Below are 26,630 nucleotides of genomic sequence, written 5' to 3'. Positions count from 1 at the left end.
GAGTAGGCAGCGCGGCCCAGGGACGGCTCGTGAGGGCGTCCTCGCCGCGGACGACATTGGATGGGGCTATCAAGCACCCGAGGATAAACCGGAAACCGGCGCAGCTACCAAATCGTTCGCCCGCCGGCGCGGGGGCGGCCTTACCCGGGGCTGCCGGGTTTGCGCATCCGCAGCAGCTCGTCCAGGACCAGCAGGATGGCGCCGCAGGTGATGGCGACGTCGGCCAGGTTGAAGGCCGGGTAGTACCAATCCTTCCAGTAGAACAGCAGGAAATCGACCACGTGTCCGTAGGCGACCCGGTCGATGACGTTGCCGATCGCGCCGCCCATGATCATGGCCAGCGCCAGCGCGAAGCGGGGTTGGGCCCGGCGGCCCTGGCGCGCCAGGATCCAGGTGATGACGACGGCCGCACCCACGCCCAGCACGGTGAAGAACCAGCGTTGCCAGCCGGCTTCCGTCGCCAGGAAGCTGAAGGCGGCGCCGCGGTTGTACACCAGCGTGAAGTCGAACACGGGCAATATGTTGACGCGCTGCCCGTACGCGTAGCCGGTATTGAAATACAGCTTGGCCGCCTGGTCCAGGACCACGATGACGGCGGCCAGCACCAGCCAGAACGCCACTCCGCGGCCCCGGGCGGGTTGCGCCGCGGGCGCCGCCGCCACGCGATTGCCGGCGTCAAGCATGGTCGCGTGCCTCGCCGGAGCCGAACAGGTTGCTCACGCAGCGTCCGCAGATTTCCGGATGTTCCGGATCCGCGCCGACGTCGGCGCGCCAATGCCAGCAGCGCTCGCATTTCCTGTGGGAGGACGGCACGATGGCGATCTTCAGCTCGCCCGTGCCCGCGTGCACGGTGGCGCGCGACACGATCAGGACGAAGCGCAGGTCGTCGCCCAGGCTTTGCAGCGCGGCCAGGTCGTCGCCGGAAGCGGTAATGTCGATTTCCGCCTGCAGCGAGGAACCGATGCCGCCCCCGCTGCGCACTTCTTCCAGCTTGCGCATGACTTCCGCGCGGATCGTACGCAGGCGGTCCCATTTTGCCGGCAGCGCGTCGCCTTCCGCCAGCGGCGGCAGGGACTGGAACACTTCCGCGAAGACCGTGGCACGCGACACGTCGGCCTGATGCTTGAGCGCGCTGGCGGTCAGTTCCTTCCAGGCTTCTTCGGCGGTGAAGGACAGCACCGGGGCCATCAGCTTCACCAGGGTCTGGGTGATCTCCAGCAAGGTGCTCTGCGCCGACCGGCGCGCCAGGCTGGTGGCGCCGGTGGTGTACAGGCGGTCCTTCAGCACGTCCAGATAGAAGGCGCCCAGATCTTCCGAGCAGAAGTTCTGCAGCCGCGAAACCGCGGGGTGGAAGTCGTATTTCTCGTAGCAGTCGAGCACTTCCTGCTGCATGCGCGCCGTCATCGCCAGCGCGTAGCGGTCGATTTCCAGGCGTTGCGCATAGGGCACCGTCATGGACACCGCATCGAAGTCGGCCAAGTTGGCCAACAGGAAGCGCAGCGTATTGCGGATACGCCGGTAGCTCTCGACCACCCGCTTGAGGATTTCATCGGAAATCGACAGCTCGCCCGAGTAGTCGGTCGATGCCACCCAAAGGCGCAGGATTTCGGCGCCGAGGGAATCCGACACTTTCTGCGGGGCGATCACGTTGCCCACCGACTTGCTCATCTTGCGGCCCTGGCCATCGACCACGAAACCGTGCGTGAGCAGCGCGTTGTAGGGCGGCCGGCCATACAGCATGCAGCCGGTCAGCAGCGAAGAGTGGAACCAGCCGCGATGCTGGTCCGAGCCTTCCAGGTAGAGGTCGGCCGGCCACGCCAGTTCTTCGCCGTGCGATCCGGATTGCGTGGCGTCCTTGCCGCCCAGCACGGTGAAGTGCGTGGTGCCGGAATCGAACCACACGTCCAGGGTGTCGCGGCTTTTTTCGTAAAGGTCCGCCTCGTCGCCCAGCAGTTCGCGAGGATCGAGCGACTGCCAGGTTTCGATGCCGCCCTGTTCGACGCGGCGTGCGACTTCTTCGAGCAGTTCCACCGTGCGCGGGTGCAGCTGGCCGGTTTCCTTGTGCACGAAGAACGCCATCGGCACGCCCCATTGGCGCTGGCGCGACAAGGTCCAGTCCGGCCGGTTGGCGATCATCGCGTGCAGGCGGGCGCGCCCCCAGGCGGGATAGAAGCGCGTGGCGTCGACGCCGGCCAGCGCGGATTCGCGCAGGGTGGGGCCGCCTTCGCGCGGCGTGATGTCCATGCCGGCGAACCACTGGTTGGTGGCGCGATAGATGATGGGCGTCTTGTGGCGCCAGCAATGCATGTAGCTGTGCTTGTGCTTTTCGCTGTGCAGCAGCGTGCCGGCTTCGCGCAGGGCTTCGATGATCTTGGGATTGGCGTCCCAGATGCTGAGCCCGCCGAACAGCGGCAGGCTGGACGCGTAGCGGCCATCGCCCATGACCGGGCTGAGCATGGCGTCGTCGGTCATGCCATGCGCCTTGCAGGAGACGAAGTCCTCGATGCCGTAGGCGGGCGCGGAGTGCACGACGCCGGTGCCGGTATCCAGCGTGACGTAGTCGCCCAGGTAGATGGGCGACAGGCGGTCGTAGCCCGCGTCCATGCGTGCCAGGGGATGATGGAAGTTCAAGCCGGCCAGGGCTTCGCCCCGCGTGGTGGCGATGATCTCGCCTTCCAGCTCCCAGTGCTTGAGGCAGGCTTCGACCCGTTCGGTCGCCAGTAGCAGCAGCGAGCCGGTGGCCCGGGGCGCGGACAGCCGCACCAGCGCGTATTCGATCTCGGGATGCAGGTTCAGTGCCTGGTTCGACGGGATGGTCCAGGGCGTCGTCGTCCAGATCACGATGGCGCCGTCGTCCACCGACGGCAGGCCGAAGGCGCGGGCCAGGCCGGCCTTGTCGGCGAAGGGGAAGGCCACGTCCACCGCCGGGTCGACGCGATCGGCGTATTCGACTTCCGCCTCGGCCAGCGCCGAGCCGCAGTCGAAGCACCAGTTCACCGGCTTCAGGCCGCGGAACACATAGCCTTTTTCCATGATGCGCGCCAGGGCGCGGATCTCGTTGGCCTCGTTGCGGTAGGCCATGGTCATGTAGGGACGGTCCCACTGGCCCAGCACGCCCAGCCGCTTGAAGTCCTTTTTCTGCCGCTCGATCTGTTCGAGGGCGTAGGCGCGCGCCTTGGACTGCATTTCCGCCACGGGCAGGTTCTTGCCGTATTTCTTTTCGATCTGGATTTCGATCGGCATGCCGTGGCAGTCCCAACCCGGCACATAGTGCGCGTCGTAGCCGGCCATGTTGCGGCTCTTCAGGATCATGTCCTTCAGGATCTTGTTGACCGCGTGGCCGATGTGGATGTCGCCGTTCGCATAGGGCGGCCCGTCATGCAGCACGAAGCGCGGCCGGCCCTTGCTGGCGGCGCGGATGGCCTGATAGACGTGGTTTTCCTCCCATTCGGCAACCCAGGCGGGCTCGCGCTTCGCAAGGTCGCCCCGCATCGGAAAGGAGGTGTCGGGCAGGTTGAGCGTCTTTTTATAGTCCATGAACGGCAAAATAGGCGCGCGCGTTTCGCGCGTCTTCGGCGATGGCGGCTGTCAGGGTGGGGAGGTCGGGGAACTTTTCTTCGTCCCGCAGCTGTTGCAGGAACTCGATCCGTACGAGTTTACCGTATGCATCCAGGGCAGGGACGTCCAGCACATGGGCTTCCAGCAGCACGCGGCCATGGTTTTCCACGGTGGGCCTGACCCCCAGGCTGGCCACCGCCGGCAGGGGGGAACCGGCCAGGCCATGCACGCGCACCACGTAGATGCCGGAACGGGCCGCGCAGCGCGGCGTCACGCGCACGTTCAAGGTCGGATAGCCCAGCGTGCGGCCGAGCTTGCGGCCGTGCACGACGTGCCCGCTCAAGTGATACGGGTGGCCCAGCAGATGTTGCGCGCGCGTCAGGTCGCCCACCGCCAGGGCGGTGCGCACTTCCGAACTGGAAATGCGGTGGCCGTGGGCGTCGGTGATGTCTTCCAGCGTTTCGACCTCGAACCCATGCACCTTGCCGGCCTGCCGCAGTAATTCGATATCGCCGCTGCGCTTGCGGCCGAAGCGGAAGTCGGGGCCGACCAGGATCCAGCGCGCGCCCAGCCCGCCCACCAGCAGGCGCTCGATGAAGGCGTCGGGCGCCATATCGGCCAGCCGCGCGTTGAAGCGTTCGACGACGACCTGCTCGATACCGCAGCGCGCCAGCGCGTCGAGCTTGTCGCGCAGGCCGGTGATCCTGGTCGGCGCCAGTTCCGGACGCTGGTTCAGCGCGGCGAAATACTCGCGCGGATGGGGTTCGAAGGTCATGACCGCCGGCACCAGATCGCGGGCGCGGGCGGCGGCGCGCACGCGCGCCAGCATGGCCTGATGTCCGCGGTGGACCCCGTCGAAGTTGCCGATGGTCAGGGCGCAGGGACGGCGGGCGCCGGGCGGCGGAAGGGAACGGAAGATATGCAGCGCGGGTTTCACGGACGAGAGTTTACAATTTTGCCCGGTCTTGCTCTTTTTCCTGTGGAACCTCTATCTTGGCAGCTTCATCTCCGGGCCGGCGGCGGCTCGTCATACTCATTTCGGGTCGCGGCAGCAATATGCAAGCCCTGGTCCAGGCCTGCCGCCAGGAAAACTGGCCGGCGGACATCGTCGCGGTCATCGCCAGCCGGCCCGACGCGGACGGCCTGCGCTGGGCCGGCGAGGCCGGCATCCCGGTCGCCTCGGTTTACCATCGCGACTACGCCGGCCGCGAAGCCTTCGACGCCGCGCTGGCGGAAGAGATCGACCGGCATCGGCCCGACTATGTGATTCTTGCCGGTTTCATGCGGGTGCTGACGCCGGGCTTCGTCAATCGCTACGCGGATCGGCTGGTCAATATCCATCCTTCGCTGCTGCCGGCGTTTCCCGGACTGCATACCCACGGGCAGGCGCTGGCCACCGGGGTGCAGGTGCATGGCTGCACGGTGCACTTCGTCACGCCGCTGCTGGACCACGGCCCCATCATCGCGCAGGCCTGCGTGCCGGTGCTCAGCGGGGACACCCCGGAAAGCCTGGCCGAACGCGTGCTGGCCATGGAACATCGGGTGTTCCCCGCCGCCGTGCGCTGGCTGGCGGAAGGCCGCGTCAGCCAGACGGCGGATCATCGCGTGGTCGTGCGGGGCGACTCGCCGCGCCTTTACATGTGGACGGCTGGCGACGCGCCGGCGAATTGAAGCAACTTTTATCGACGGGCCCAGGGCCCGCCAGGGAAACAACATGAAGAAACCGCAGCGCGCAGGCGCGAAATCCCCAGCGCAGCGTGCCGGTGGGGCGGATCGCCCGCGCCCATCGTTCGCCGCCGTCCGCCTGGGCCAGGTGCAGCAGGTGCTTGGCGAAATGCTGCAGTGGGCGCACCCCGCGGATGGCGTGCTGACGCATTGGCTGCGGGCTCACCCCGCCCTGGGCGGCCGCGACCGGGCGGAAGTGTCCGAGGCCGCCTACGACGTGCTGCGCAATCTGCGGCGCTATCGCCGGCTGGCCGAGACCGGCGTGGGCGCCGCCGCGCGGCGCCTGGCGATACTGGGCCTGGCGGCCACGCTGGGACGCGAACCCCTGCGCGAAGCGCTGGCGCCGGAAGAAAACGACTGGCTCGATCATGTGCTGCGGATCGACCCGGCGACCCTGCCGCGCGCGGTCCGCGCGAGCCTGCCCGACTGGCTCGACGAGCGCCTGGGCGCCTACGAGAATGCCGACGCGCTGGCCGATGCCTTGAACCGCCCGGCGCCGCTGGACCTCCGCGTGAACCCCTTGAAGGCCGACCGGGATGCCGTCCTGCGCAGCCTGAACGACGGCCCCGCCGCGCGTTATCAGCCCCGCGCCATGCCGTTTTCTCCCTGGGGCATCAGGCTGCAGGGGCGTCCGCCAGTGAACCGCTGGCCGCAGTTCGAGGCGGGCGACATCGAAGTCCAGGACGAAGGCAGCCAGCTGCTGGCGCTGCTCGTGGCGCCGCGCCGCGGCGAGATGATCATCGACTTCTGCGCCGGGGCAGGGGGCAAGACCCTGCTGCTGGGCGCGCTGATGCGATCGACGGGCCGCCTGTACGCCTTCGACGTGTCGGCGGCGCGCCTGGCGCGCGCCAAGCCGCGCTTCGCCCGCAGCGGCCTGTCCAACGTGGTGCCGGTCGTCATCGACAGCGAAAACGATACCCGCGTCAAACGCCTGGCTGGCAAGGCCCAGCGCGTCCTGGTGGACGCGCCATGCAGCGGCATCGGCACCCTGCGGCGCAATCCCGACCTGAAATGGCGCCAGCATCCCGAGGCGCTGCAGGAGCTGGGCCTGCTGCAGGCGCGCATCCTGAACGCGGCGGCCCGCTGCGTCGCGCCGGGCGGACGGCTGGTGTATGCCACCTGCAGCCTGCTGCCGGAAGAAAACGAGGCGCAGGCCGAAGTCTTCCTGGCGACCCATCCGGAATTCGAGCAACTGGACGCCGCCGCCTTGATCAATGCGCGCTGCGAAGGCCTGGACCTGAAGGGACCCTATATGCAGCTGCGGCCGGACGTGCACGGCACGGACGGGTTTTTCGCCGCGGTCTTCGAGCGCCGGAAGGGGCCTGCCGCCGCCGCGCAAGCCGGCGCCGCAGCCGGGGTGGATACCACCGCTGACGCGCCAACGGCGGAGCCCGACGGCGCCGGTGCCCTCGCGGCTGATCCGGCGGCCGATCCGGTGGCCGATCCGGTCGAGGTGGACCTGGAACCCGAAGCCGGGCAGTCCGCCGTCAACGACCGGGCGGCTGACGCGCCGTAACCGTCACGGTCCCCTGGACCGACCGGGTGCCCAGCTCGCGGGACTGGAAGAATATCTCCCAGCCCACGGCGTCGCGCCCTGGCCGCGAGTCCGCATGGTAGAGCACGCGGGTCACCGGTACCTGGACATTCCGGCACTTGGCCGGCTTGTCGGCCTGGCCGGTCGTCGTATTGATGACCAGCTTGCCCTGCGTGGGGCGCGTCTTGACCACCACCGGCGGCGCACGCAGGGCGCGGCAGTCCGACGCCTGGATTTCATAGTATTCCGCCAGGACCGTGGTGCTGCCGGCGCCGACCGTCCAGCCGCCGCGCTGGCTGTCTTCGGCGCGGAGCAGGCCAGGCAGGCAACACAGTAGAGCAAGGGATGTGGCGGAAAAGTAACGCGCCTGGCGCGCCCGCACGCCCGCGCCCAGGCATCGCCGCCCGGCGTCCAGGGCGGCAATCCCGGTGCGCCAGAGGCCGCGAGCGGGGCTGGTCGTTGAAAAAGCGGTCAAGATGAGCACAGAAGATGGGTGGAAACAACAACTTTGCAAGAATTTCAAGTGTGTTTGGTCAAATCAGCATGCTGTCATAAGGGCGAAAGGTACGCTAAACTCGCTGTGTAGCTTTAACCCGAGGTATTTACGACCCATATGGATCACCTTCTCTCCTTCGCCGCAGGCGGTTTCCTGCAAGCTTCGTGGTGGCAGATCGTTGTATTCACGCTGGTGGCCACGCACGTCACTATCGTAGCAGTCACGGTTTTCCTGCACCGTAGCCAGGCCCACCGCGGGCTGGACCTGCATCCGGCGGTCATGCATTTCTTCCGCTTCTGGTTGTGGATGACCACCGGCATGGTGACCAAGGAATGGGTCGCCATCCATCGCAAGCATCACGCGAAGTGCGAGCGCGAAGGCGATCCGCATTCGCCCATGCTGTTCGGCATCTGGAAAGTATTGTTCCGCGGCGCCGAGCTGTATCGCGAAGAAGCCACCAACGCCGAGACCATGGCCAAGTTCGGCCACGGCACGCCGGACGACTGGCTCGAACGCAACGTCTATTCGCGCCACAGCCTGCTGGGTGTGATGATCATGCTGGCCCTGGACATCGCCATGTTCGGCGCCGTCGGCGTGACCGTCTGGGCGGTGCAGATGGCCTGGATTCCCTTCTGGGCCGCGGGCGTCGTCAACGGTATCGGCCACTACTGGGGCTATCGCAACTATGCCAGCCCGGACACCAGCACGAATGTCTTCCCCTGGGGCATCGTCATCGGTGGTGAAGAACTGCACAACAATCACCACGCCTACGGTACGTCCGCCAAGTTTTCGGCCAAGTGGTACGAGTTCGACATCGGCTGGGGCTATATCCGCATCCTGCAGTTCGTCGGATTGGCCAAGGTCAAGAAGGTCGCTCCCAAGCTCAAGCTGGAATCCGACAAGCCGATGGTGGATCTCGGCACGCTGCAGGGCGTGATCACGCACCGCTACGAAGTCATGGCGCGCTACGGCGACATCATCAAGAGCGCCGCGCGCCAGGAGCTGGCCAAGCTCAAGACGTCGCGTTCGCCCGACAGCGCCGAATGCCGCTGGACCACGCTGCGTCGCGTCCGCCGCTGGCTGCACCGCTCGGAAGACGCCTTGCAGCCGGAACAGGTCGCGCAGGTGGATCAGGCCATCGCCGGCAGCCAGTCGCTGTCCACGCTGGTGCAGATGCGCCGCGAACTGGGCCGCTTGTGGGAAAGCTCCAGCGCCAGCAGCGAACAGCTGTTGCATCACCTGCAGGCCTGGTGCCAGCGCGCGCAGCAGAGCGGAATTGAAGGGCTGGAGCAGTTCGCCGACCGACTCCGCCGCTATGCGGCATGATCGATAAGTTAAATCCCGAACAACGCGCCGCCGTTACGCTCGAGCCGCAGCATGCCCTGGTCCTGGCCGGGGCAGGCAGCGGCAAAACGCGTGTATTGACCACGCGCATGGCGTGGCTGATCCAGAACGGCCTGGCCAGCCCTTATGCACTGCTGGCCGTCACCTTCACCAACAAGGCGGCGCGCGAAATGCTGGCACGGATCACCGCGATCCTGCCGCTCGACACGCGCGGCCTGTGGGTGGGTACCTTTCACGGCCTGTGCAATCGCTTGTTGCGCGCGCATCACCGCGACGCGGGCCTGCCCCAGGCCTTCCAGATACTGGACACGGCGGACCAGCTGGCGGCGATCAAGCGCCTGCTCAAGGCCAACGGCATCGACGATGAAAAATACCCGCCGCGCGACGTGCAGCGTTTCATCAACGGCGCCAAGGAAGAAGGCCAGCGCCCGGGCGAACTCGAAGCCTGGGATAGCCATCGACGCCGCCTGATCGAAATCTATCAGCTGTACGAAGCGCAGTGCCAGCGCGAGGGCGTGGTCGATTTCCCCGAACTGCTGCTGCGCGCCTACGAATTGCTGTCGCGCAATGCGCCGGTGCGCGAGCACTACCAGCGCCGGTTCCGCCACATCCTGGTGGACGAATTCCAGGACACCAACACGCTGCAGTACAAGTGGCTGCGCTTGCTGGCCGGGGGCGGCGCGCATATCTTCGCCGTCGGCGACGACGACCAGTCCATCTACGCTTTCCGCGGCGCGAATGTCGGCAACATGGCCGACTTCGAACGCGACTATGCGCACGGCACGGTCATCCGCCTGGAACAGAACTACCGTTCCTACGGCCATATCCTGGACGCCGCCAACGCGCTGATCGACCATAACAGCGGCCGTCTGGGCAAGAACCTCTGGACGGAGCAGGGCGAAGGCGAGCCCGTGCGCGTCATCGAACAGCCTTCCGACGGCATGGAAGCACAGTGGGTCGTGGACGAAATCCGCGCCCTGGTCAACGACGGGCGGGCGCGCCGCGAAATCGCCGTGCTGTATCGAAGCAACGCGCAATCGCGCGTGCTGGAACACGCACTGTTTTCCGCCGCCATTCCCTACAAGGTCTATGGCGGCCTGCGCTTTTTCGAGCGCCAGGAAATCAAGCATGCGCTGGCCTACCTGCGCCTGATCGCCAACCCGCATGACGATACGTCGTGGATGCGGGTGGTGAATTTCCCGGCGCGCGGGATCGGCGCTCGCACGCTCGAACAACTGGCGGATGCCGCCCGCGCGCACGACACCAGCCTGTACGGCGCGGTCGCCCGCGTGGCGGGCAAGGGTGGCGCCAATCTGGCGCAGTTCGCAACGCTGATCGGGCGCATGGCGGACGACACGCGTGAACTACCTTTGCCGGAAATGGTCGAGCACGTGCTGGAAGCCAGCGGGCTCATCGAACATTACCGTGGCGAAAAAGAAGGCACGGAGCGGATCGAGAACCTGAACGAACTGGTCAACGCCGCGGCGGTGTTTTCGACCGAGGAAAATTTCGACGGCCTGCCGGCGGGCGTGGCCGCCCAACGCGAACCGATCCCGGAGCCTGACGCCGCCGGGACGACGGATCCCGCGTTCGCCGCGCCGACGGAAAACCTGACGCCGCTGGCGGCCTTCCTGTCCCATGCGGCGCTGGAAGCCGGCGACAACCAGGCGCAGGCCGGGCAGGACGCCGTCCAGATGATGACCGTGCACGCGGCCAAGGGCCTGGAATTCGACGCGGTTTTCATCACCGGGCTCGAAGAAGGCCTGTTCCCGCATGAAAACAGCGTCCTGGAGCAAGCCGGCCTGGAAGAAGAACGCCGGCTGATGTACGTGGCGATCACCCGGGCGCGTGAACGCCTGTACCTGAGCCTGGCGCAAAGCCGCATGCTGCACGGACAGACGCGCTACGCCATGCGTTCGCGCTTCCTGGGCGAAATCCCCGAACAGCATCTGAAATGGCTGACCCCCCGCGCCACGATGGGGGACGAGTATGGCGCTGGCAGCAGGGATTGGCGCGGCGCCGACCGCGATGCCTTCGGCCGCAAGCCCACCGGCACCATTGCGCCGCGCCAGCCGCGCGGCGTGTCGTCGGGCGTGACGGTCGGCGATCGTCAATACCGTATCGGGCAGGGTGTGCGGCACGCGCGTTTCGGCGACGGGACCATCATCGGTCTCAGCGGCAACGGCCAGGATGCGCAGGCGCAGATCCAGTTCCGCGACGTGGGTCCCAAGACGCTCGCGCTCGGGATCGCCAAGCTGGACGTGATTGCCGGCTGAGTCGGGCTCGGCCGGTTTTCCTTAGGCGGCTTGCCTCAGCCGCTTTTCCTCAGGCGGATTTCTCGACCGCCTCGATGGCTTCCTGCAGCTCCAGCCACTGTTCTTCCAGTTCGTCCATGCGCTTGGCCAGCTCGCCATGTTCGCTCATGACCTTCTGGCGCTCGCCGCGGCGGGCGTCGGAATACAGATCCGCGTCGGCGATCAGGGCGTCCAGCGTGTCCAGGCGCTTGCGTATGGCCGCCATTTCGGCGTCCACCTTGCCCAGCCTGCTTTCCAGCGGTTTGCGCGCGGCCGCGACGCGTTGGCGCGCCTCGGCTTCCTGCCGGCGCTGTTGCTTGCGGTCGGCGGGGGCCGCAGCGTCCGTGGTCGTGCGCGACGCGTCGGCTTTTTCCTGGGCGCCACGCGCCGCCAGCCAGTCGCGGTAATCCTCCAGGTCGCCGTCGAATTCGCGCACCGTGCCGTCGGCCACGATCCAGAAGTCGTCCACGGTGGTGCGCAGCAGATGCCGGTCATGCGAAACCAGCAGCATGCTGCCGGCGAACTCCGCCAGCGCGGCGGCGAGCGCTTCGCGCGTTTCGACGTCCAGGTGGTTGCTGGGTTCGTCCAGCAGCAGCAGATTCGGCTTCTGCCAGACGATCAGCGACAGGGCCAGCCGCGCTTTTTCGCCGCCCGACATCGGGCCGACCGGTCCCGTGACCGAATCGCCGGAGAATCCGAAACCACCCAGGTAATTGCGCAGCTCCTGTTCGCGGGCTTCCGGCGCGATGCGCGCCAGGTGCAATAGCGGCGTGGCGTTCAGGTCCAGCATATCGAGCTGATGCTGGGCGAAATAGCCGATGGACAGCCCGCGCGAAGCGCGGCGCTCGCCGGCCCGCACGGGCAGGGTTTCGGCAATCGTCTTGACCAGCGTGCTCTTGCCCGCGCCATTCGCGCCCAGGATCCCGACGCGGCTGCCGGCGCGCACCATCAGCGTCACATCGCGCAGGATGTCGACAGGCTTGCCTGACGCGTCCGTATACCCGGCACAGAGCTTTTCCAGGATCAGCAGGGGATCCGGCATGTGGTCCGGCGACGGAATGCGGATATCGATGCCCGCTTCCGCATGCAGCGGCGCCAGCGTCTGCATGCGCGCCAGCGCCTTGACGCGGCTCTGGGCCTGCTTGGCCTTGGAAGCCTTGGCCTTGAAGCGGTCGATGAAGCCCTGCAGGCGCGCCGCTTCCCGAGTCTGCCTTTCATGGGCGATGCGGGTCTGGCGCAGGCGTTCCGCGCGCTGTTCGAGGAAATCCTGGTAGCCGCCGCGGTAGCGGACCAGCTTGCCGTGGTCGAAGTGCAGGATGGCCTTGGCGGCGGCGTCCAGGAATTCGGTATCGTGCGAAATCAGCAGCACCGTCCCTGGATACGCCGTCAGCCACTTTTCCAGCCACAGCATGGCGTCCAGGTCCAGGTGGTTGGTCGGCTCGTCCAGCAACAGCAGGTCCGATGGCGCCATCAGCGCGCGGGCCAGTGCCAGCCGCATGCGCCAACCGCCGGAAAAGCTGGCGACCGGCTGCATCCATTCGTCGGGCTTGAAGCCCAGGCCGGCCAGCAACTGCTCCGCGCGCGATGGCGCGGTCCAGGCGCCGGCCTCGATCAGTGCCGCTTCGGTCTCGGCGATTTCCGTACCCTGGTCATCGTCCAGCGCCGCTCGCCTGGCCTGCAGGGTGCGCAGCGGCACGTCTCCATCGATGACGAATTCGCGCGCGGGCCGATCGTCGGCGTGCAACTCCTGCTGCACGCTGGCGATGCGCCAGTCGGGCGGCATGGCCAGGCTGCCGGCGTCCAGGTCCAGGGTGCCCGTCAACAAGGCGAACAATGTGGATTTACCGGCGCCGTTCTTGCCGACGATGCCGACACGCTCCCCGGGGTTGACGACGAAGTCCGCGCCGTCCAGCAGGATTTTCGTCCCGCGGCGCAGGGTGATTCCGGATCCTCGTATCACGGCGCCAACTGCTCGCGCGTCAGCAGCATGATCTGGTCGGAGGCTTCCGAGGAATCCAGCCACACCGGATCCAGGTGCGGGAATGCCGCCTCGAAATGTTCGCGCTCGTGGCCGATTTCCAGCACCAGGAGGCCTTTGGGACGCAAGTGGGCGGGGGCTTCGTCGATGATGCGCTTGACCAGGTCCATGCCGTCGTCGCCGCCGGCCAGCGCCATATGCGGTTCATGCCGGTATTCCTGCGGCAGCGCGTCCATGGAATCCGCATTCACATAGGGCGGATTGCAGATGATGACGTCGTACTGCCGCGCGGGCAGCTTCTGGAAAAGATCGCTGCAGTGCAGGGAGATGCGGTCATGCAGGTTATAGGCGCCCACGTTGTGCATGGCGACTTCCAGCGCGCTGGCGGAAATGTCGACGCCATCGACATGCGCGAAAGGAAATGCCAGCGCGGACAGGACCGCCAGGCATCCCGATCCCGTGCACATGTCCAGCACATACTCCACGGTTTCGGGATCGGCCACCCACGGCGACAGGCTGTCGTCCAGCAGTTCGGCGATCGGCGAGCGGGGCACGATCACGCGGTTGTCCACGTAGAAGCGGCGGCCGCGCAGCCAGGCTTCGTTGGTCAGGTAGGGCGCGGGCAGGCGCTCCGCCACGCGCTTGTCCAGCAAGGCCAGCACCTGTTCACGCTCGTCCGGCAGGACGCGGGCCTCCAGGAAAGGCTCCAGCGTATCGAGCGGAAGGTGCAGCGTGTGCAGGACCAGGTAGACGGCTTCGTCCCAGGCATTGTCGCTGCCATGGCCGTAGCTCACCTGCCCGGCATTCAGCCGCGAGACACCGTAGCGGATCAGGTCGCGCACGGTCTGCAATTCGGAACGATTGGAAGAGGGCATTGGGTCCGTTACGCCGGCAGCAGCAGGTTTTCAACCGTGCGGCGGTAGATATTCTTCAAGGGTGTGAGCGAGTCGAGCTCGACGCGTTCATTGACTTTGTGGATGGTGGCGTTGCACGGGCCGAATTCGATGACCTGCGGGCAGATCTTGGCCAGGAAGCGGCCGTCGGAAGTGCCGCCCGTGGTCGACAGCTCGGTATCCAGGCCGGTCTCGGCGCGGATGGCGGCGGTCAGCGCCGTGCTCAGCGCGCCCCGGGGCGTCAGGAACGGTTCGCCGCCCAGCTGCCAGTCGATGTGATGATCGACGCCATGCTTGTCCAGCACCGCCTTCACGCGCGATTGCAGGCCTTCAGGCGTGCTGGCGGTCGAAAAGCGGAAGTTGAACAGCAGCACGGCTTCGCCCGGCACGATATTCGTCGCGCCGGTGCCCGCCGACATGTTGGAGATCTGGAAGGTGGTCGGCGGGAAATATTCGTTGCCCTGGTCCCACTCGATGGACACCAGTTCGGCCAGGGCAGGGGCGACGTCATGCACCGCGTTGCGGGCCAGGTGGGGGTAGGCGACGTGGCCCTGGATGCCCCTGACCGTCAGCCGGCCCGACAGCGAGCCGCGGCGGCCGTTCTTGCACATATCGCCCAGGCGCTCGACCGACGTCGGTTCGCCGACGATGCAGTAGTCCAGGGTTTCGCCGCGCTGCTGCAACCATTCGCAGACACGTACGGTGCCGTCCACCGACGGGCCTTCTTCATCGGACGTCAGGAGCAGGGCGATGGAACCGTCGTGGTCCGGGTGCGCGGCCACGAATTCTTCCACCGCCACCACGAAGGCGGCGATCGAGGTTTTCATGTCCGCCGCGCCGCGGCCGTACAGGAAACCGTCGCGCTCGACCGGCAGGAAAGGATCGCTGTCCCACTTTTCGCGCGGTCCGGGCGGCACCACGTCGGTGTGTCCGGCGAACACCACCAACGGACCGGCGCTGCCGCGCCGTGCCCAGAGATTGGTCACGTCGTTGCAGACGATGGTCTCGCAGCGGAATCCGGCACGCTCGAGGCGCTGCGCCAGCATCTGCTGGCAGTCGAAGTCCGCCGGCGTGACGGAGGGGCGGGCGATCAGGTCCTTGACCAGATCGAGTACGGCGGTCGCGGCCATTACGCCCTCAGCAGATCGTTGATGCTGGTCTTGGCGCGCGTCTGCGCGTCGACACGCTTGACGATCACGGCGCAGTACAGGCTGTGCGAGCCATCGGCGGCCGGCAGCGAGCCGGGCACGACGACCGAGCCCGAGGGGATCCGGCCGTAGGTGATCTTGCCTGTGGCGCGATCGAAGATCTTGGTGCTTTGCGACAGGTACACGCCCATCGACAGCACCGAGTTTTCCTCGACGATCACGCCTTCCACGATCTCGGAGCGCGCGCCGATGAAGCAGTTGTCCTCGATGATGGTCGGGTTGGCCTGCAGCGGCTCCAGCACGCCGCCGATGCCGACGCCGCCGGACAAATGGACGTTCTTGCCGATCTGGGCGCACGAACCCACCGTGGCCCAGGTGTCCACCATGGTGCCTTCGTCCACGTAGGCGCCCAGGTTGACGTACGAGGGCATCAGCACCACATTGCGGCCGATGAAGGCGCCGCGGCGCGCCACGGCGGGCGGCACCACGCGGTAGCCGCCGTGCTGGAAGGCGGCGTTGCCGTATTCGGCGAACTTCAACGGCACCTTGTCGTAGAACTGCAGCGGGGCCTGGCCCATGACCGCGTTGTCCTGCAGGCGGAACGAAAGCAGCACGGCTTTCTTGATCCACTGGTGCACGATCCATTCACCCGTCGCTTTGTCCGCCACCCGCAGGCGTCCGGCGTCCAGCGCGTCGATGGTGTGTTCGACCGCTTCGCGGACTTCGGCGCTGGCATCGGTCGCCGTCAGGGATGCCCTGGCTTCCCAGGCTTGTTCGATGGTGGTTTGTAGGTCGAGAGTCATGGTTCTTGGCTGTTGTGGAGTTAAACGGAAGATTTGACGAAATCGGCGATGCGTTCGGCGGCGTCCACGCATTGTCCCTGCGGGGCGACCAGTGCCATGCGGACGCGGTTCACGCCGGGATTCCGTCCGTGGGCGTCGCGCGCCAGGTAGCTGCCCGGCAGCACCGTCACGCCCGTGCGTGCGTAGAGATCGCGGGCGAAATCGGTATCCGGAATGGGTGTCGCCACCCACAGGTAGAACGACGCCGCCGGACGGGTCACGTCCATGGCGCGTTGCAGGATGGGCACCACCGCGTCGAATTTCTCGCGGTAGAGACGGCGGTTTTCCCGCACGTGCGTTTCATCGGTCCAGGCCGCGATGCTGGCGGCGGTCACGACCGGGCTCATCGCGCTGCCATGATAAGTGCGGTAAAGCAGGAAACGGGCGAGCAGCGCGGCGTCGCCCGCGACGAAACCCGAGCGCATGCCGGGCACGTTCGAGCGCTTGGACAGGCTGGAAAACGCGACCAGGTTGCGGAAATCCGTGCGTCCCAGCGCGTGCGCCGCCTGCAGGCCGCCCAGGGGCGGCTGGGTTTCGTTCAGGTAGATCTCGGAATAGCACTCGTCGGACGCGATGATGAAGCCGTAGCGGTCGCTCAGCTCGAGAATCTCGCGCCAGTCTTCCATGGACATGACATTGCCCGCCGGGTTCCCGGGCGAGCAGACGTACACCATGCGCGTCTTGCGCCATACGTCCGCCGGCACCTGGCTCCAGTCCGGGCTGAAGTTGCGCGCCGGGTCGGCATTGACGAAATAGGGCCGGCCACCGGCCAGCAGCGTCGCGCCCTCGTAGATCTGGTAGAACGGGTTGGGGCAGATGACGATGTCGTCCCCGGTCGGGTCGATCACGGTTTGCGCGAAGGCGAACAGCGCTTCGCGCGATCCGAGCACCGGCAGGACCTGGGTCTCGTGATCCGGCGCCGGTATGCCGTAGCGCTTGGCCAGCCACTGCGCGATGACTTCGCGCAGGCGGGGTTCGCCCTTGGTGCTCGGATAGGACGCCAGGCCGCCCGGCAGGGCCTGCACCATGGCTTGGGCCACCCGGGCGGGGGTGTCGTGCTTGGGCTCGCCGATGGACAGATTGATCGGCGCGAGCCCGCTGGGGGGCGAGCCGGCGTCGGCCATCAGGCGGCGCAGCTTTTCGAAAGGATAGGGGTGTAGAGCGTCTAGGCGGGGGTTCATGGGGCGCGATTTTAACAAGCAAGCTACAATACCGGGCTCCGCTTGCGAAGGTGGCGAAATTGGTAGACGCACCAGGTTTAGGTCCTGACGCCGTAACAGGTGTAGGGGTTCGAGTCCCCTCCTTCGCACCAGAACGCTCCGCCATGGGTAGCCCCCCATGGCGGGTTTGGCATGGCTTAGCGCCAATTGCTGATTTTGGGGGCAAGCGCGGTTGACCGGGTAAAAATATCCCGATTACACTCGCTCGGCGAGATATTCAAGCGACGCGGTCTTAGTTCTCTGTCGCCGCAAAGGTACGTCAAAGGTACTGTAGTTGCCGATTTCCCATCCTTGATAATCTGGCGCCTCTCCTCTATTCATCAGCTCAGGTGGTGCAAATATGGCAACGGGCATTGTCAAGTGGTTCAACGCGGAAAAGGGATACGGCTTCATCGTGCCCGACGATGGCAGCAAGGATCTTTTCGTGCACTTCTCGCAGATCCGCACCGAAGGCTACAAGACGCTGCAGGAGAACCAGCGCGTCTCGTATGAGGTCGGGCAGGGCGCCAAAGGCCCCGCCGCCATGAACATCCAGATTGTGAAGTGAGATAAAAAAACGGCGTGCACAGGGCACGCCGTTTTTTTGGCTGGTCTTTTTCGTGGCCCGGCCGCCCGTCGCCCGCAGCGCCGGGGCGCCGCGGGCCGGGTCAGGCGTCAGTGCGTGCCGCGTTCCCTGGCCTCTGCATGGGGTGGGGCCAGCAAGCGGTCCACATAGGCGATCCCGATCGCCGACAAAATGAAGACGCAGTGGATGATGGTCTGCCACATCACGCCGCTTTCGGTGAACGTGACGTCGGGCTTGCCCAGGCCGCCCGCCTCGATGAAGGTGCGCAGCAGGTGTATGGACGAAATGCCGATGATCGCCATCGCCAGCTTGACCTTCAGCACGCTGGCGTTCACGTGGCTTAGCCATTCCGGTTGGTCCGGGTGTCCCTCCAGCCTGAGCCGGGAGACGAAGGTCTCGTAACCGCCGACGATCACCATGACCAGCAGGTTCGAGATCATGACGACGTCGATCAGGCCGAGCACGATCAACATGATCTGCTGTTCGCCGAACGTGGTCGCGTGGCTGACCAGATGCCACAGTTCCTTCACGAAGAGCAACACATAGACGCCTTGCGCCACGATCAGGCCCAGGTACAGCGGCAGCTGCAGCCAGCGCGAGCTGAAGATCAGGGCGGCCATGGTGCTCAGGCGGGGACGGGTATCGCCGGGGGCGCGTGATTGCATAGGAAAAGGCGGGGAAGCCCAGGTAATGGCAGAGCGGGAATTCTATCAAGCTGACATTCAGCTTTCCGGCCCGCGCGCCGGGTCTCGCGTTGCATTATTGGCGATCGGATCAACGCCCACGCTTATCCGTCCCCGACCCTTCGGACCGCCTTGGCGGGCACAAATGAGTTTCCGGTAAAATGACCGGTTGATTCCCATCTTCCATTCACTCGCAAAATAGGTCTTTTCTAATGCAGCCTGTGGTTGAAACCCTCTCCGGCCTGAAGCGCCGCGTCGATCTGTCCGTGTCCGTCGCGGACATCGAAAAAGAAGTCCAGGCGCAGTTGAAGCGCGTCGCGCGCACCGCCAAGGTGCCCGGCTTCCGTCCCGGCAAAGTGCCCATGGCCATGCTGGAGCGCAGCCACGGGCCCGGCATCCGCTATGACGTGATCAATACCCAGGTGGGTCGTGCATTCGAACAGGCCATCGATTCCGCGAAGCTGCGCGTCGCCGGTGCGCCTTCCATCGAGCCGAAGACCGAAGGCGTGGGTGAAGACGCGCTCGTGTTCACCGCCGATTTCGAGGTCTATCCCGAAGTGGCCGTACCCGACCTGTCCAGCCTGTCCGTCACGCGCTACGACGCCCCGGTCACCGACGCGGAAGTCGACCAGACCATCGACGTCCTGCGCAAGCAGCGCGCCTCGTACGAAGCGCGCGAAGGCCGCGCGGCCCAGGACGGCGATCGTGTCACCCTGGATTTCGCCGGCACCATCGACGGCGTGCCGTTCGACGGCGGCAAGGCCGAAGACTTCCCCTTCGTGCTGGGCCAGGGTCGCATGCTGCCCGAGTTCGAAGCCGCCGCGCAGGGCATGAAGGCGGGCGAAACCAAGGTTTTCCCGCTGAGCTTCCCGGAAGACTACCAAGGCAAGGAAGTCGCCGGCAAGACCGCGGAATTCACCATCACCATCAAGGAAGTGGCCGAAGCCGTGCTGCCGGCCGTGGATAGCGAATTCGCCAAGTCGCTGGGCCAGGCCGAAGGCGACGTCGAAAAGCTGAAGGCCGACATCCGCAAGAATGTCGAGCGCGAAGCCAGGACGCGCCTGCTGGTGCGCACCAAGAACAGCGTGATGGACGCGCTGGCCGAAGCGGCCAAGTTCGACGTGCCGGCCGCGCTGGTCGACAGCGATGTCAGCAGCCGCGTCGCCGCCGCGCGCGAAGAACTCAAGCAGCGTGGCCTGCCGAATGCCGATTCGGTGCCGATCCCGCTGGAAGCCTTCAGCAGCGAGTCCGAACGCCGCGTGCGCCTGGGCCTGCTGGTGTCCGAACTGGTCAAGGAAGCGCAACTGCAGGCCAAGCCTGAACAGGTTCGCGCGCGCATCGAAGAGTTCGCGCAGAATTACGAAGAGCCGGCCCAGGTGGTCAGCTATTATCTTTCCGACCGCCAGCGCCGCGCCGAGATCGAGGCTCTCGTGGTGGAAGATAATGTGGTTTCCTATGTGCTCGACAAGGCCAAGGTCACGGACGAGCAAGTGCCTTTCGACCAGTTGATGGGGATGGCTTGATGAATAGATTTACGGATTTCTATGCCTCCATGTACGGCGGCGAGTCCGTGACGCCGACCGCCCTGGGGTATATCCCCATGGTGATCGAGCAGTCCGGGCGCGGCGAGCGTGCCTACGACATTTATTCCAGGTTGTTGCGCGAGCGGGTGGTGTTCCTGGTCGGACCGGTGAACGACAACTCCGCCAACCTCGTGGTGGCCCAGCTGTTGTTCCTGGAATCGGAAAATCCGGACAAGGACATTTCGTTCTACATCAACTCGCCGGGCGGTTCGGTCTATGCCGGCATGGCCATCTACGACACGATGAATTTCGTGAAGCCGGATGTCTCCACGCTGTGCACCGGCCTGGCGGCCAGCATGGGCGCATTCCTGCTGGCGGCAGGTAAGAAGGGCAAGCGTTACTCCTTGCCCAATTCCCGGATCATGATCCACCAGCCGTCGGGCGGCGCCCAGGGCCAGGCCAGCGATATCCAGATCCAGGCTCGTGAGATCCTGGACCTGCGCGAACGCCTGAATCGCATCCTGGCGGAGAACACCGGCCAGCCCGTCGAACGCATCGCCCTGGACACGGAGCGCGACAACTTCATGTCCGCGGAAGATGCTGTATCGTATGGCTTGGTGGACAAGGTCCTGGCCTCGCGCTCCGAGGATCGCTAAGGCGTCCGCGGGCCTGGTTCCGAACCGCCGCTATTTCGAGCCAGCGTAGGATGGGTGGCGCGCGCAGGCGCGGCATCCATCGTCACCAGAGATATATATGCCTGAAAAAAAGGGATCGGCAGACGCGAAGGTGCTGCATTGCTCTTTCTGCAACAAGAGCCAGCACGAAGTCCGCAAATTGATCGCGGGGCCTTCCGTGTTCATCTGCGACGAATGCATCGATCTTTGCAACGATATCATTCGGGAAGAAGCGCAGGCGACGGCGCGCGCCGCTATTCGCTCGGAACTGCCCACCCCGACTGAAATCAAAAAATTCCTGGATCAGTACGTCATTGGCCAGGACACGCCCAAGCGCACGCTGGCGGTCGCGGTGTACAACCATTACAAGCGCATCCGCCACGGCGAACTCAAGGGCGATGAGGTCGAGCTTTCCAAGAGCAACATCCTGCTCGTGGGACCGACCGGTTCCGGCAAGACGCTGCTGGCCCAGACCCTGGCACGCATGTTGAACGTGCCCTTCGTCATGGCTGACGCCACCACGCTGACCGAAGCGGGCTACGTCGGCGAAGACGTCGAAAACATCATCCAGAAGCTGCTGCAGAACTGCAACTACGAAGTTGAAAAAGCGCAGCGCGCGATCATCTACATCGACGAAATCGACAAGATTTCTCGTAAGTCGGACAACCCCTCCATCACGCGCGACGTGTCCGGGGAAGGCGTGCAGCAGGCCTTGCTCAAGCTGATCGAAGGCACGGTGGCGTCGGTGCCGCCGCAGGGCGGACGCAAGCATCCGAACCAGGACTTCGTCCAGGTCGATACGACCAACATCCTGTTCATCGTGGGCGGCGCCTTCGACGGGCTGGAAAAGGTCATCCGCGACCGGACGGAAAAATCGGGCATCGGGTTCTCGGCCGCGGTCCGGGCCAAATCCGAGCGGGGCGTCGGCGAGCTGTTCAGCGAAGCCGAGCCGGAAGACCTGATCAAGTTCGGCCTGATCCCGGAACTGGTCGGCCGCCTTCCCGTGGTCGCCACGCTGGACGAGCTGGACGAAGCCGCGCTGGTGCAGATCCTGACCGAACCCAAGAATGCCCTGGTCAAGCAGTTCCAGAAACTGTTCGCGATGGAAGGGGCGGAACTGGACGTTCGGCCGGGCGCCTTGCGCGCCATCGCCCGCAAGGCGCTCAAGCGCAAGACCGGCGCGCGTGGCCTGCGGTCCATCCTGGAATCCGCCTTGCTGGACACGATGTACGAACTGCCTTCGCTGGGCAATGTCAGCCGCGTCGTGCTCGAGGACAACGTCATCGAAGGCGACGGTCAGCCTTTGCTCATCTATGCGGACGATGCTGCCCAGGCATCCAAGCCGGAACGGGGCGAGGTCAGGGACGCCGCCGCGTAACCTAAAAACCCGTCCCGCGTGACGGGTTTTTACCGTTTTTGCGGTCGCCGGCCGGAAACTTGATTTTTCGGCTATTGTTCCCATATCAGACGTAACTGACGATAGACGGGATTGCTGACTGACTCCGCCGCATCGCCGCTACGTAGATCATCCCAAGGAATCTTTATGTCTGGCACTCAGACCCTGCCTTCCGAACCCATCGACCTGCCGTTGCTCCCGCTGCGCGACGTCGTGGTGTTCCCGCACATGGTCATCCCGCTTTTTGTCGGACGCCCCCGCTCCATACGCGCGCTCGAAGTCGCCATGGAAGCCGGTAAAAGCATCATGCTGGTCGCGCAGAAGTCGGCCGGCAAGGATGATCCGTCGCCTGAAGACGTCTACGAGATCGGCTGCGTGGCGGGCATCCTGCAGATGTTGAAGCTGCCCGACGGCACCGTGAAGGTGCTGGTCGAAGGCGCGCAGCGCGCCCGCATCACGCGCGTGGACGACGTCGAAACGCACTTCACCTGCGAAGTCGTGCCCATCCAGCTCGACCCCATCCAGGGATCCGAGACGGAAGCCTTGCGCCGCGCCATCGTGGCCCAGTTCGAACAGTACGTGAAGCTCAACAAGAAGATCCCGCCTGAGATCCTGACGTCCCTGGCGGGGATCGACGATGCCGGCCGGCTGGCCGACACCATCGCGGCGCACCTGCCGTTGAAGCTCGAGCAGAAGCAGAAGATGCTCGAGATCTTCGGCACCGCCGAGCGCCTGGAAGGCCTGCTCACGCAGCTGGAAACCGAAATCGACATCCTGCAGGTCGAAAAGCGGATCCGCGGCCGCGTGAAAAAGCAGATGGAGAAGAGCCAGCGCGACTACTACCTGAACGAACAGGTAAAGGCCATCCAGAAGGAACTGGGTGAAGGCGAAGAAGGCGCCGACATCGAAGAGCTGGAAAAGAAGATCGTCGCGGCGCACATGCCCAAGGAAGCGCGCAAAAAGGCCGACGCCGAGCTCAAGAAGCTCAAGCTGATGTCGCCCATGTCCGCCGAAGCGACGGTGGTGCGCAACTACATCGATACCTTGATCAACCTGCCATGGCGCAAGAAGAGCAAGGTCAACAACTCCATCGGCAATGCCGAAACTGTCCTGGACGACGACCACTACGGTCTCGAAAAGGTCAAGGAACGCATACTGGAATATCTCGCCGTGCAGCAGCGTGTCGACAAGGTCAAGGCGCCGATCCTGTGCCTGGTCGGCCCTCCGGGCGTGGGCAAGACCTCGCTGGGGCAGTCGATTGCCAAGGCCACCAACCGCAAGTTCGTGCGGATGGCGCTGGGCGGTGTGCGTGACGAGGCCGAAATCCGCGGCCACCGTCGTACGTACATCGGCTCCATGCCGGGCAAGATCCTGCAGAACATGAGCAAGGTGAGCGTGCGCAATCCCTTGTTCCTGCTGGACGAAATCGACAAGCTGGGCATGGATTTCCGTGGCGATCCGTCGTCGGCGCTGCTGGAAGTGCTGGATCCCGAGCAGAACCACACGTTCCAGGATCACTACGTCGAAGTGGACTTCGATCTGTCGGACGTGATGTTCGTCGCGACCAGCAACACGCTGAATATTCCCCCGGCCCTGCTGGACCGGATGGAAGTCATACGCCTGTCCGGCTATACGGAAGACGAAAAAGTCCATATCGCCAGCGACCACCTGATCCCCAAGCTGTTGAAGAACAATGGCCTGAAGGAAACGGAGCTGACGATAGACGAGTCGGCCCTGCGCGACATCGTGCGGTACTACACGCGCGAAGCGGGCGTCCGGGCACTGGAACGCGAGATCGGCAAGGTGTGCCGCAAGGTCGTCAAGCAATTGCTGACCGAGCGCGAAGGCAAGCCCGCCGCGGATGGCACCGGTACGGCCAGCGCCATTGCGGTGACGTCGGAAAACCTGAACGATTACCTGGGCGTGCGTCGCTACAACTTCGGTATGGCGGAAAAGGAAAACCAGGTGGGGCAGGTGACCGGCCTGGCGTGGACGGAAGTGGGCGGCGATCTGCTGACCATCGAAGTCGCCGACATGCCCGGCAAGGGCGCCATCCAACGTACCGGCTCGCTGGGCGACGTGATGAAGGAATCGGTCGAAGCGGCTCGCACGGTCGTGCGTTCGCGGGCGCGCCGCCTGGGATTCGCCGACAGCGTGTTCGAAAAGCGCGACATGCACGTGCACGTGCCCGAAGGCGCGACGCCCAAGGACGGTCCGTCCGCGGGTATCGCGATCACCACCGCGATGGTGTCCGCGCTTTCCGGTATTCCGGTGCGTGCGGACGTCGCGATGACGGGCGAAATCACGCTGCGTGGCGAAGTGCTGGCGATCGGCGGCTTGAAGGAAAAGCTGTTGGCCGCGCACCGCGGTGGCATCAAGACCGTGTTGATCCCGGAGGAAAACGTCAAGGATCTGGCCGAGATCCCCGACAACGTCAAGAACCAGCTCGAAGTCGTGCCGGTTCGCTGGATCGACAAGGTGTTGGAGCGCGCGCTGGAACGCATGCCTGAGCCGATCTCGGAAGAAGACGCGAAGGACAAGCCGATGGTGACGCCCGCAGCCTCTTCGCCGGAGTCGGTCGATCCCGTGATCAAGCACTAAGCGCGATCGTACGAGCTCGATAAAAAAGGCCTGGAGCGTGAGCTCCAGGCCTTTTTCGTGTGGCGGCGCGGGCCGTAGCCGTGGTGGCCTTAGCCCCAGCCTTACTGCAGCGCCTGCGTGCGGATCAATCCGACCGCGATGCCTTCCAATGCGAATTCCTGCCCCGGCCGCACCAGGATCGGTTCGAACTCGGGGTTTTCCGGCAGCAGTTCGATACGGCCACCCTGGCGGTGCAGGCGCTTGACCGTAACGTCTTCGTCGATGCGGGCGACGACGATCTGGCCATCACGGGCTTCGCTGGCTTTCTTGACCGCCAGGAGGTCGCCGTCCAGGATGCCGATGTCCCGCATGCTCATGCCGCGGACCTTGAGCAGGTAGTCTGGCCGTTGGGCGAACAGGGCAGGGTCGACGCCGACGTCGCGTTCGACATGTTCGGCCGCCAGGATAGGGCTGCCTGCCGCCACCCGACCGACCAGCGGCAAGATCAACTGCGACAGCGAAGGGATGGGGAGCATCGCCTGGCCGCCTTCGGGACGGGTGTCTTTCAGGCGGATGCCGCGCGAGGCTCCGGCGGTGAGCTCGATCGCGCCTTTGCGGGCCAGGGCTTTCAGGTGGTCTTCCGCCGCGTTGGGCGAGCGAAATCCCAGGGCCTGCGCGATTTCGGCGCGGGTGGGGGGGAATCCCGTGCTGGCGACCGCCTGGCGGATCAGGTCGAGTATCTGCTGCTGGCGTTCGGTAAGTTTGCTGGCCATTGGGCGTTCCTGTTCCCTGTATGGATATACAGGTTCGAATTTTGGGGGACGCAGCTTCAAAACGCAAGGGGGTACGACCCACAGGCGGGCAATTGCCGCGCAAAACACAAGGGCCCCCGAAGGGGCCCTGTGCAAAAGCGGGGAACGAAGGACTTGTGACCTGGGGGGCCTGGGCCTCAGCCCTTCAGCACCTGGGCGATGCCCTTGGCCACGGTATCGATGTTCTGGCTGTTCAGCGCGGCCACGCAGATCCGGCCGCTGGAAACGGCGTAGATGCCGTGTTCTTCGCGCAGGCGGTCCACCTGGGCCGACGTCAGGCCGGAATAGGAGAACATGCCGCGCTGCTGCAGCACGAAATCGAAATTCTGCTTGGCGCCCTGTTCCTTGATCTTGTCGACCAACTGGCGGCGCATCAGGCGGATGCGATCGCGCATGCCGGTCAGTTCCTGTTCCCACAGGGCGAACAGTTCCGGCGTGTTCAGCACCGTCGACACGATCGTGCCGCCGTGGGTGGGCGGATTCGAGTAATTGGTGCGGATGACGCGCTTGAGCTGGCTGAGCACGCGGGCGGCTTCGTCCTTGCTGCCGGCGACGACCGTCAGGGCGCCGACGCGCTCGCCGTACAGCGAGAAGGACTTGGAGAACGACGAACTGATGAACATCGTCATGTCCATGCCGGCGAACAGGCGCACGACGGCGGCATCTTCCTGCAGGCCGGCGCCGAAGCCCTGGTAGGCGATGTCCAGGAAGGGCACGAGATCGCGTTCCTTGACGACATTGGCGATCTGCTGCCATTGCTCGGCGGTGGGGTCCACGCCCGTGGGGTTATGGCAGCAGGCGTGCAGCACGACCACGCTGCCGGCGGGCATGGACTTCAGCCCGGCGAGCATGCCTTCGAAGTTCAGGCCATGCGTGGCCGGATCGTAATAGGGATAGCTTTCGACCTGGAAACCGGCCCGCTCGAACAGGGCGCGGTGGTTTTCCCAACTGGGATCGCTGATATAGGCCTTGGACTGCGGCAGCAGCTGGCGCAGGAAGTCCGCGCCGATCTTGAGCGCGCCGGTGCCGCCCAGCGCCTGCGCGGTCAGCACCCGACCTTCCGCCGTCAGGGGCGAGTCCGCCCCCAGCAGCATGGCCTGCGCACCCTTGTTGTAGGCGGCAATGCCTTCGATGGGCAGGTAGCCGCGCGCGGCGGCGGCTTCGATGCGGGCGATTTCGGCCTTGCGGACCGCGGCCAGCAGCGGGATGCGCCCGTTGTCGTCGTAATACACCCCGACGCCCAGATTGACCTTGCCAGGCCGGGTGTCAGCGTTGTACTGCTCATTCAGCCCGAGAATGGGGTCGCGCGGGGCCAACTCGACGTTCTGGAAAAGGGTGCTCATCGGATCGCAAAGGGTACGCAAA

21 protein-coding genes and 1 tRNA gene are annotated in these 26,630 nt (G+C 65.2%); 10 read left to right on the top strand and 12 right to left on the bottom strand.

Annotated elements, in window-relative coordinates:
• Positions 1–140: 140 nt before the first annotated feature.
• The 3 genes from lspA to CAL26_RS16850 are packed head-to-tail and all read right to left on the bottom strand — an operon-like array spanning position 141 to position 4,495.
• A complete protein-coding gene (gene lspA, locus CAL26_RS16860; RefSeq protein ID WP_373454517.1) occupies positions 141–662 on the bottom strand; it encodes a signal peptidase II in 522 nt (173 codons plus the stop codon).
• A gap of 13 nt (positions 663–675) precedes the next feature.
• On the bottom strand, positions 676–3,537 hold the full coding sequence (ileS, locus tag CAL26_RS16855; protein WP_094847988.1) for an isoleucine--tRNA ligase: 2,862 nt from the start codon (positions 3,535–3,537) through the stop codon (positions 676–678).
• The gene (locus tag CAL26_RS16850) at positions 3,527–4,495 is read right to left on the bottom strand and encodes a bifunctional riboflavin kinase/FAD synthetase (RefSeq protein ID WP_094847987.1); all 969 of its coding nucleotides are present in this window, start codon (positions 4,493–4,495) and stop codon (positions 3,527–3,529) included. The genes ileS and CAL26_RS16850 overlap by 11 nt, the downstream gene beginning before the upstream one ends.
• A 119-nt stretch (positions 4,496–4,614) precedes the next feature.
• Between CAL26_RS16850 and purN the strand changes: the two genes are divergently transcribed.
• Together purN and CAL26_RS16840 are read left to right on the top strand one after the other, a co-directional pair.
• Positions 4,615–5,229, top strand: a complete 615-nt coding sequence (purN, locus tag CAL26_RS16845; protein WP_373454485.1) for a phosphoribosylglycinamide formyltransferase — start codon at positions 4,615–4,617, stop codon at positions 5,227–5,229.
• A gap of 151 nt (positions 5,230–5,380) precedes the next feature.
• Positions 5,381–6,799: an RsmB/NOP family class I SAM-dependent RNA methyltransferase gene (locus tag CAL26_RS16840; RefSeq protein ID WP_094849929.1), complete on the top strand. Its 1,419-nt coding sequence runs from the start codon at positions 5,381–5,383 to the stop codon at positions 6,797–6,799.
• Here CAL26_RS16840 and CAL26_RS16835 read toward each other — a convergent pair.
• Entirely contained in the window at positions 6,771–7,292 is a 522-nt protein-coding gene (locus CAL26_RS16835; RefSeq protein ID WP_143277449.1) for a hypothetical protein, read from the bottom strand. The genes CAL26_RS16840 and CAL26_RS16835 overlap by 29 nt on opposite strands.
• A 138-nt stretch (positions 7,293–7,430) precedes the next feature.
• On the opposite strand from CAL26_RS16835, the gene CAL26_RS16830 reads away from it, so the two are divergent.
• Both CAL26_RS16830 and CAL26_RS16825 read left to right on the top strand, forming a co-directional pair.
• Positions 7,431–8,639 (top strand): DesA family fatty acid desaturase, encoded by a 1,209-nt coding sequence (locus CAL26_RS16830; RefSeq protein ID WP_094847984.1) that lies wholly within the window; start codon positions 7,431–7,433, stop codon positions 8,637–8,639.
• Positions 8,636–10,933, top strand: a complete 2,298-nt coding sequence (locus CAL26_RS16825) for a UvrD-helicase domain-containing protein (RefSeq protein ID WP_094847983.1) — start codon at positions 8,636–8,638, stop codon at positions 10,931–10,933. Before CAL26_RS16830 ends, CAL26_RS16825 begins: the two co-directional genes overlap by 4 nt.
• A 49-nt stretch (positions 10,934–10,982) precedes the next feature.
• On the opposite strand, the gene CAL26_RS16820 is transcribed toward CAL26_RS16825, so the two are convergent.
• Genes CAL26_RS16820 through dapC form a run of 5 tightly spaced genes read right to left on the bottom strand, consistent with a single transcriptional unit; the run spans position 10,983 to position 16,993 of the window.
• Positions 10,983–12,911, bottom strand: a complete 1,929-nt coding sequence (locus CAL26_RS16820) for an ABC-F family ATP-binding cassette domain-containing protein (protein ID WP_094847982.1) — start codon at positions 12,909–12,911, stop codon at positions 10,983–10,985.
• Positions 12,908–13,804 (bottom strand): 50S ribosomal protein L3 N(5)-glutamine methyltransferase, encoded by an 897-nt coding sequence (prmB, locus tag CAL26_RS16815; RefSeq protein WP_094847981.1) that lies wholly within the window; start codon positions 13,802–13,804, stop codon positions 12,908–12,910. Before prmB ends, CAL26_RS16820 begins: the two co-directional genes overlap by 4 nt.
• Before the next feature lie 8 nt (positions 13,805–13,812).
• Positions 13,813–14,952, bottom strand: a complete 1,140-nt coding sequence (dapE, locus tag CAL26_RS16810; protein WP_094847980.1) for a succinyl-diaminopimelate desuccinylase — start codon at positions 14,950–14,952, stop codon at positions 13,813–13,815.
• A complete protein-coding gene (gene dapD / locus CAL26_RS16805) occupies positions 14,952–15,773 on the bottom strand; it encodes a 2,3,4,5-tetrahydropyridine-2,6-dicarboxylate N-succinyltransferase (protein WP_094847979.1) in 822 nt (273 codons plus the stop codon). Before dapD ends, dapE begins: the two co-directional genes overlap by 1 nt.
• A 20-nt stretch (positions 15,774–15,793) precedes the next feature.
• Positions 15,794–16,993 (bottom strand): succinyldiaminopimelate transaminase, encoded by a 1,200-nt coding sequence (gene dapC / locus CAL26_RS16800; protein WP_094847978.1) that lies wholly within the window; start codon positions 16,991–16,993, stop codon positions 15,794–15,796.
• A gap of 44 nt (positions 16,994–17,037) precedes the next feature.
• Here dapC and CAL26_RS16795 point away from each other — a divergent pair.
• Positions 17,038–17,124 (top strand) — tRNA-Leu (locus tag CAL26_RS16795).
• A 248-nt stretch (positions 17,125–17,372) separates the two neighbouring features.
• Positions 17,373–17,579 carry a cold-shock protein gene (locus tag CAL26_RS16790; protein WP_094847977.1) on the top strand — a complete coding sequence of 69 codons (207 nt, stop codon included), beginning with the start codon at positions 17,373–17,375 and terminating at the stop codon, positions 17,577–17,579.
• 107 nt (positions 17,580–17,686) lie between these two features.
• On the opposite strand, the gene CAL26_RS16785 is transcribed toward CAL26_RS16790, so the two are convergent.
• Complete coding sequence (locus CAL26_RS16785) at positions 17,687–18,262, bottom strand: TIGR00645 family protein (RefSeq protein WP_094847976.1); 576 nt, start codon at positions 18,260–18,262, stop codon at positions 17,687–17,689.
• Positions 18,263–18,492: 230 nt separating this feature from the next.
• Here CAL26_RS16785 and tig point away from each other — a divergent pair, with 230 nt between their 5' ends.
• From tig to lon, 4 genes are all read left to right on the top strand, one after another.
• Positions 18,493–19,803 carry a trigger factor gene (gene tig / locus CAL26_RS16780; protein WP_094847975.1) on the top strand — a complete coding sequence of 437 codons (1,311 nt, stop codon included), beginning with the start codon at positions 18,493–18,495 and terminating at the stop codon, positions 19,801–19,803.
• Positions 19,803–20,459 carry an ATP-dependent Clp endopeptidase proteolytic subunit ClpP gene (gene clpP, locus CAL26_RS16775; RefSeq protein WP_086065754.1) on the top strand — a complete coding sequence of 219 codons (657 nt, stop codon included), beginning with the start codon at positions 19,803–19,805 and terminating at the stop codon, positions 20,457–20,459. The genes tig and clpP overlap by 1 nt, the downstream gene beginning before the upstream one ends.
• A gap of 97 nt (positions 20,460–20,556) precedes the next feature.
• The gene (gene clpX / locus CAL26_RS16770) at positions 20,557–21,855 is read left to right on the top strand and encodes an ATP-dependent Clp protease ATP-binding subunit ClpX (RefSeq protein ID WP_094847974.1); all 1,299 of its coding nucleotides are present in this window, start codon (positions 20,557–20,559) and stop codon (positions 21,853–21,855) included.
• A 165-nt stretch (positions 21,856–22,020) separates the two neighbouring features.
• The gene (gene lon / locus CAL26_RS16765; RefSeq protein ID WP_094847973.1) at positions 22,021–24,474 is read left to right on the top strand and encodes an endopeptidase La; all 2,454 of its coding nucleotides are present in this window, start codon (positions 22,021–22,023) and stop codon (positions 24,472–24,474) included.
• Positions 24,475–24,575: 101 nt separating this feature from the next.
• Here lon and lexA read toward each other — a convergent pair whose 3' ends face one another.
• Both lexA and CAL26_RS16755 read right to left on the bottom strand, forming a co-directional pair.
• Positions 24,576–25,226 (bottom strand): transcriptional repressor LexA, encoded by a 651-nt coding sequence (gene lexA, locus CAL26_RS16760; protein ID WP_094847972.1) that lies wholly within the window; start codon positions 25,224–25,226, stop codon positions 24,576–24,578.
• A 176-nt stretch (positions 25,227–25,402) separates the two neighbouring features.
• The gene (locus tag CAL26_RS16755) at positions 25,403–26,608 is read right to left on the bottom strand and encodes an amino acid aminotransferase (protein WP_094847971.1); all 1,206 of its coding nucleotides are present in this window, start codon (positions 26,606–26,608) and stop codon (positions 25,403–25,405) included.
• Positions 26,609–26,630: the final 22 nt, after the last annotated feature.

The sequence above is a fragment of the Bordetella genomosp. 9 genome (assembly GCF_002261425.1).
Classification (GTDB): domain Bacteria; phylum Pseudomonadota; class Gammaproteobacteria; order Burkholderiales; family Burkholderiaceae_B; genus Bordetella_C.
Note: the sequence above shows the minus strand (reverse complement) of the source record. Positions and strands in the feature narration are given on the sequence as shown.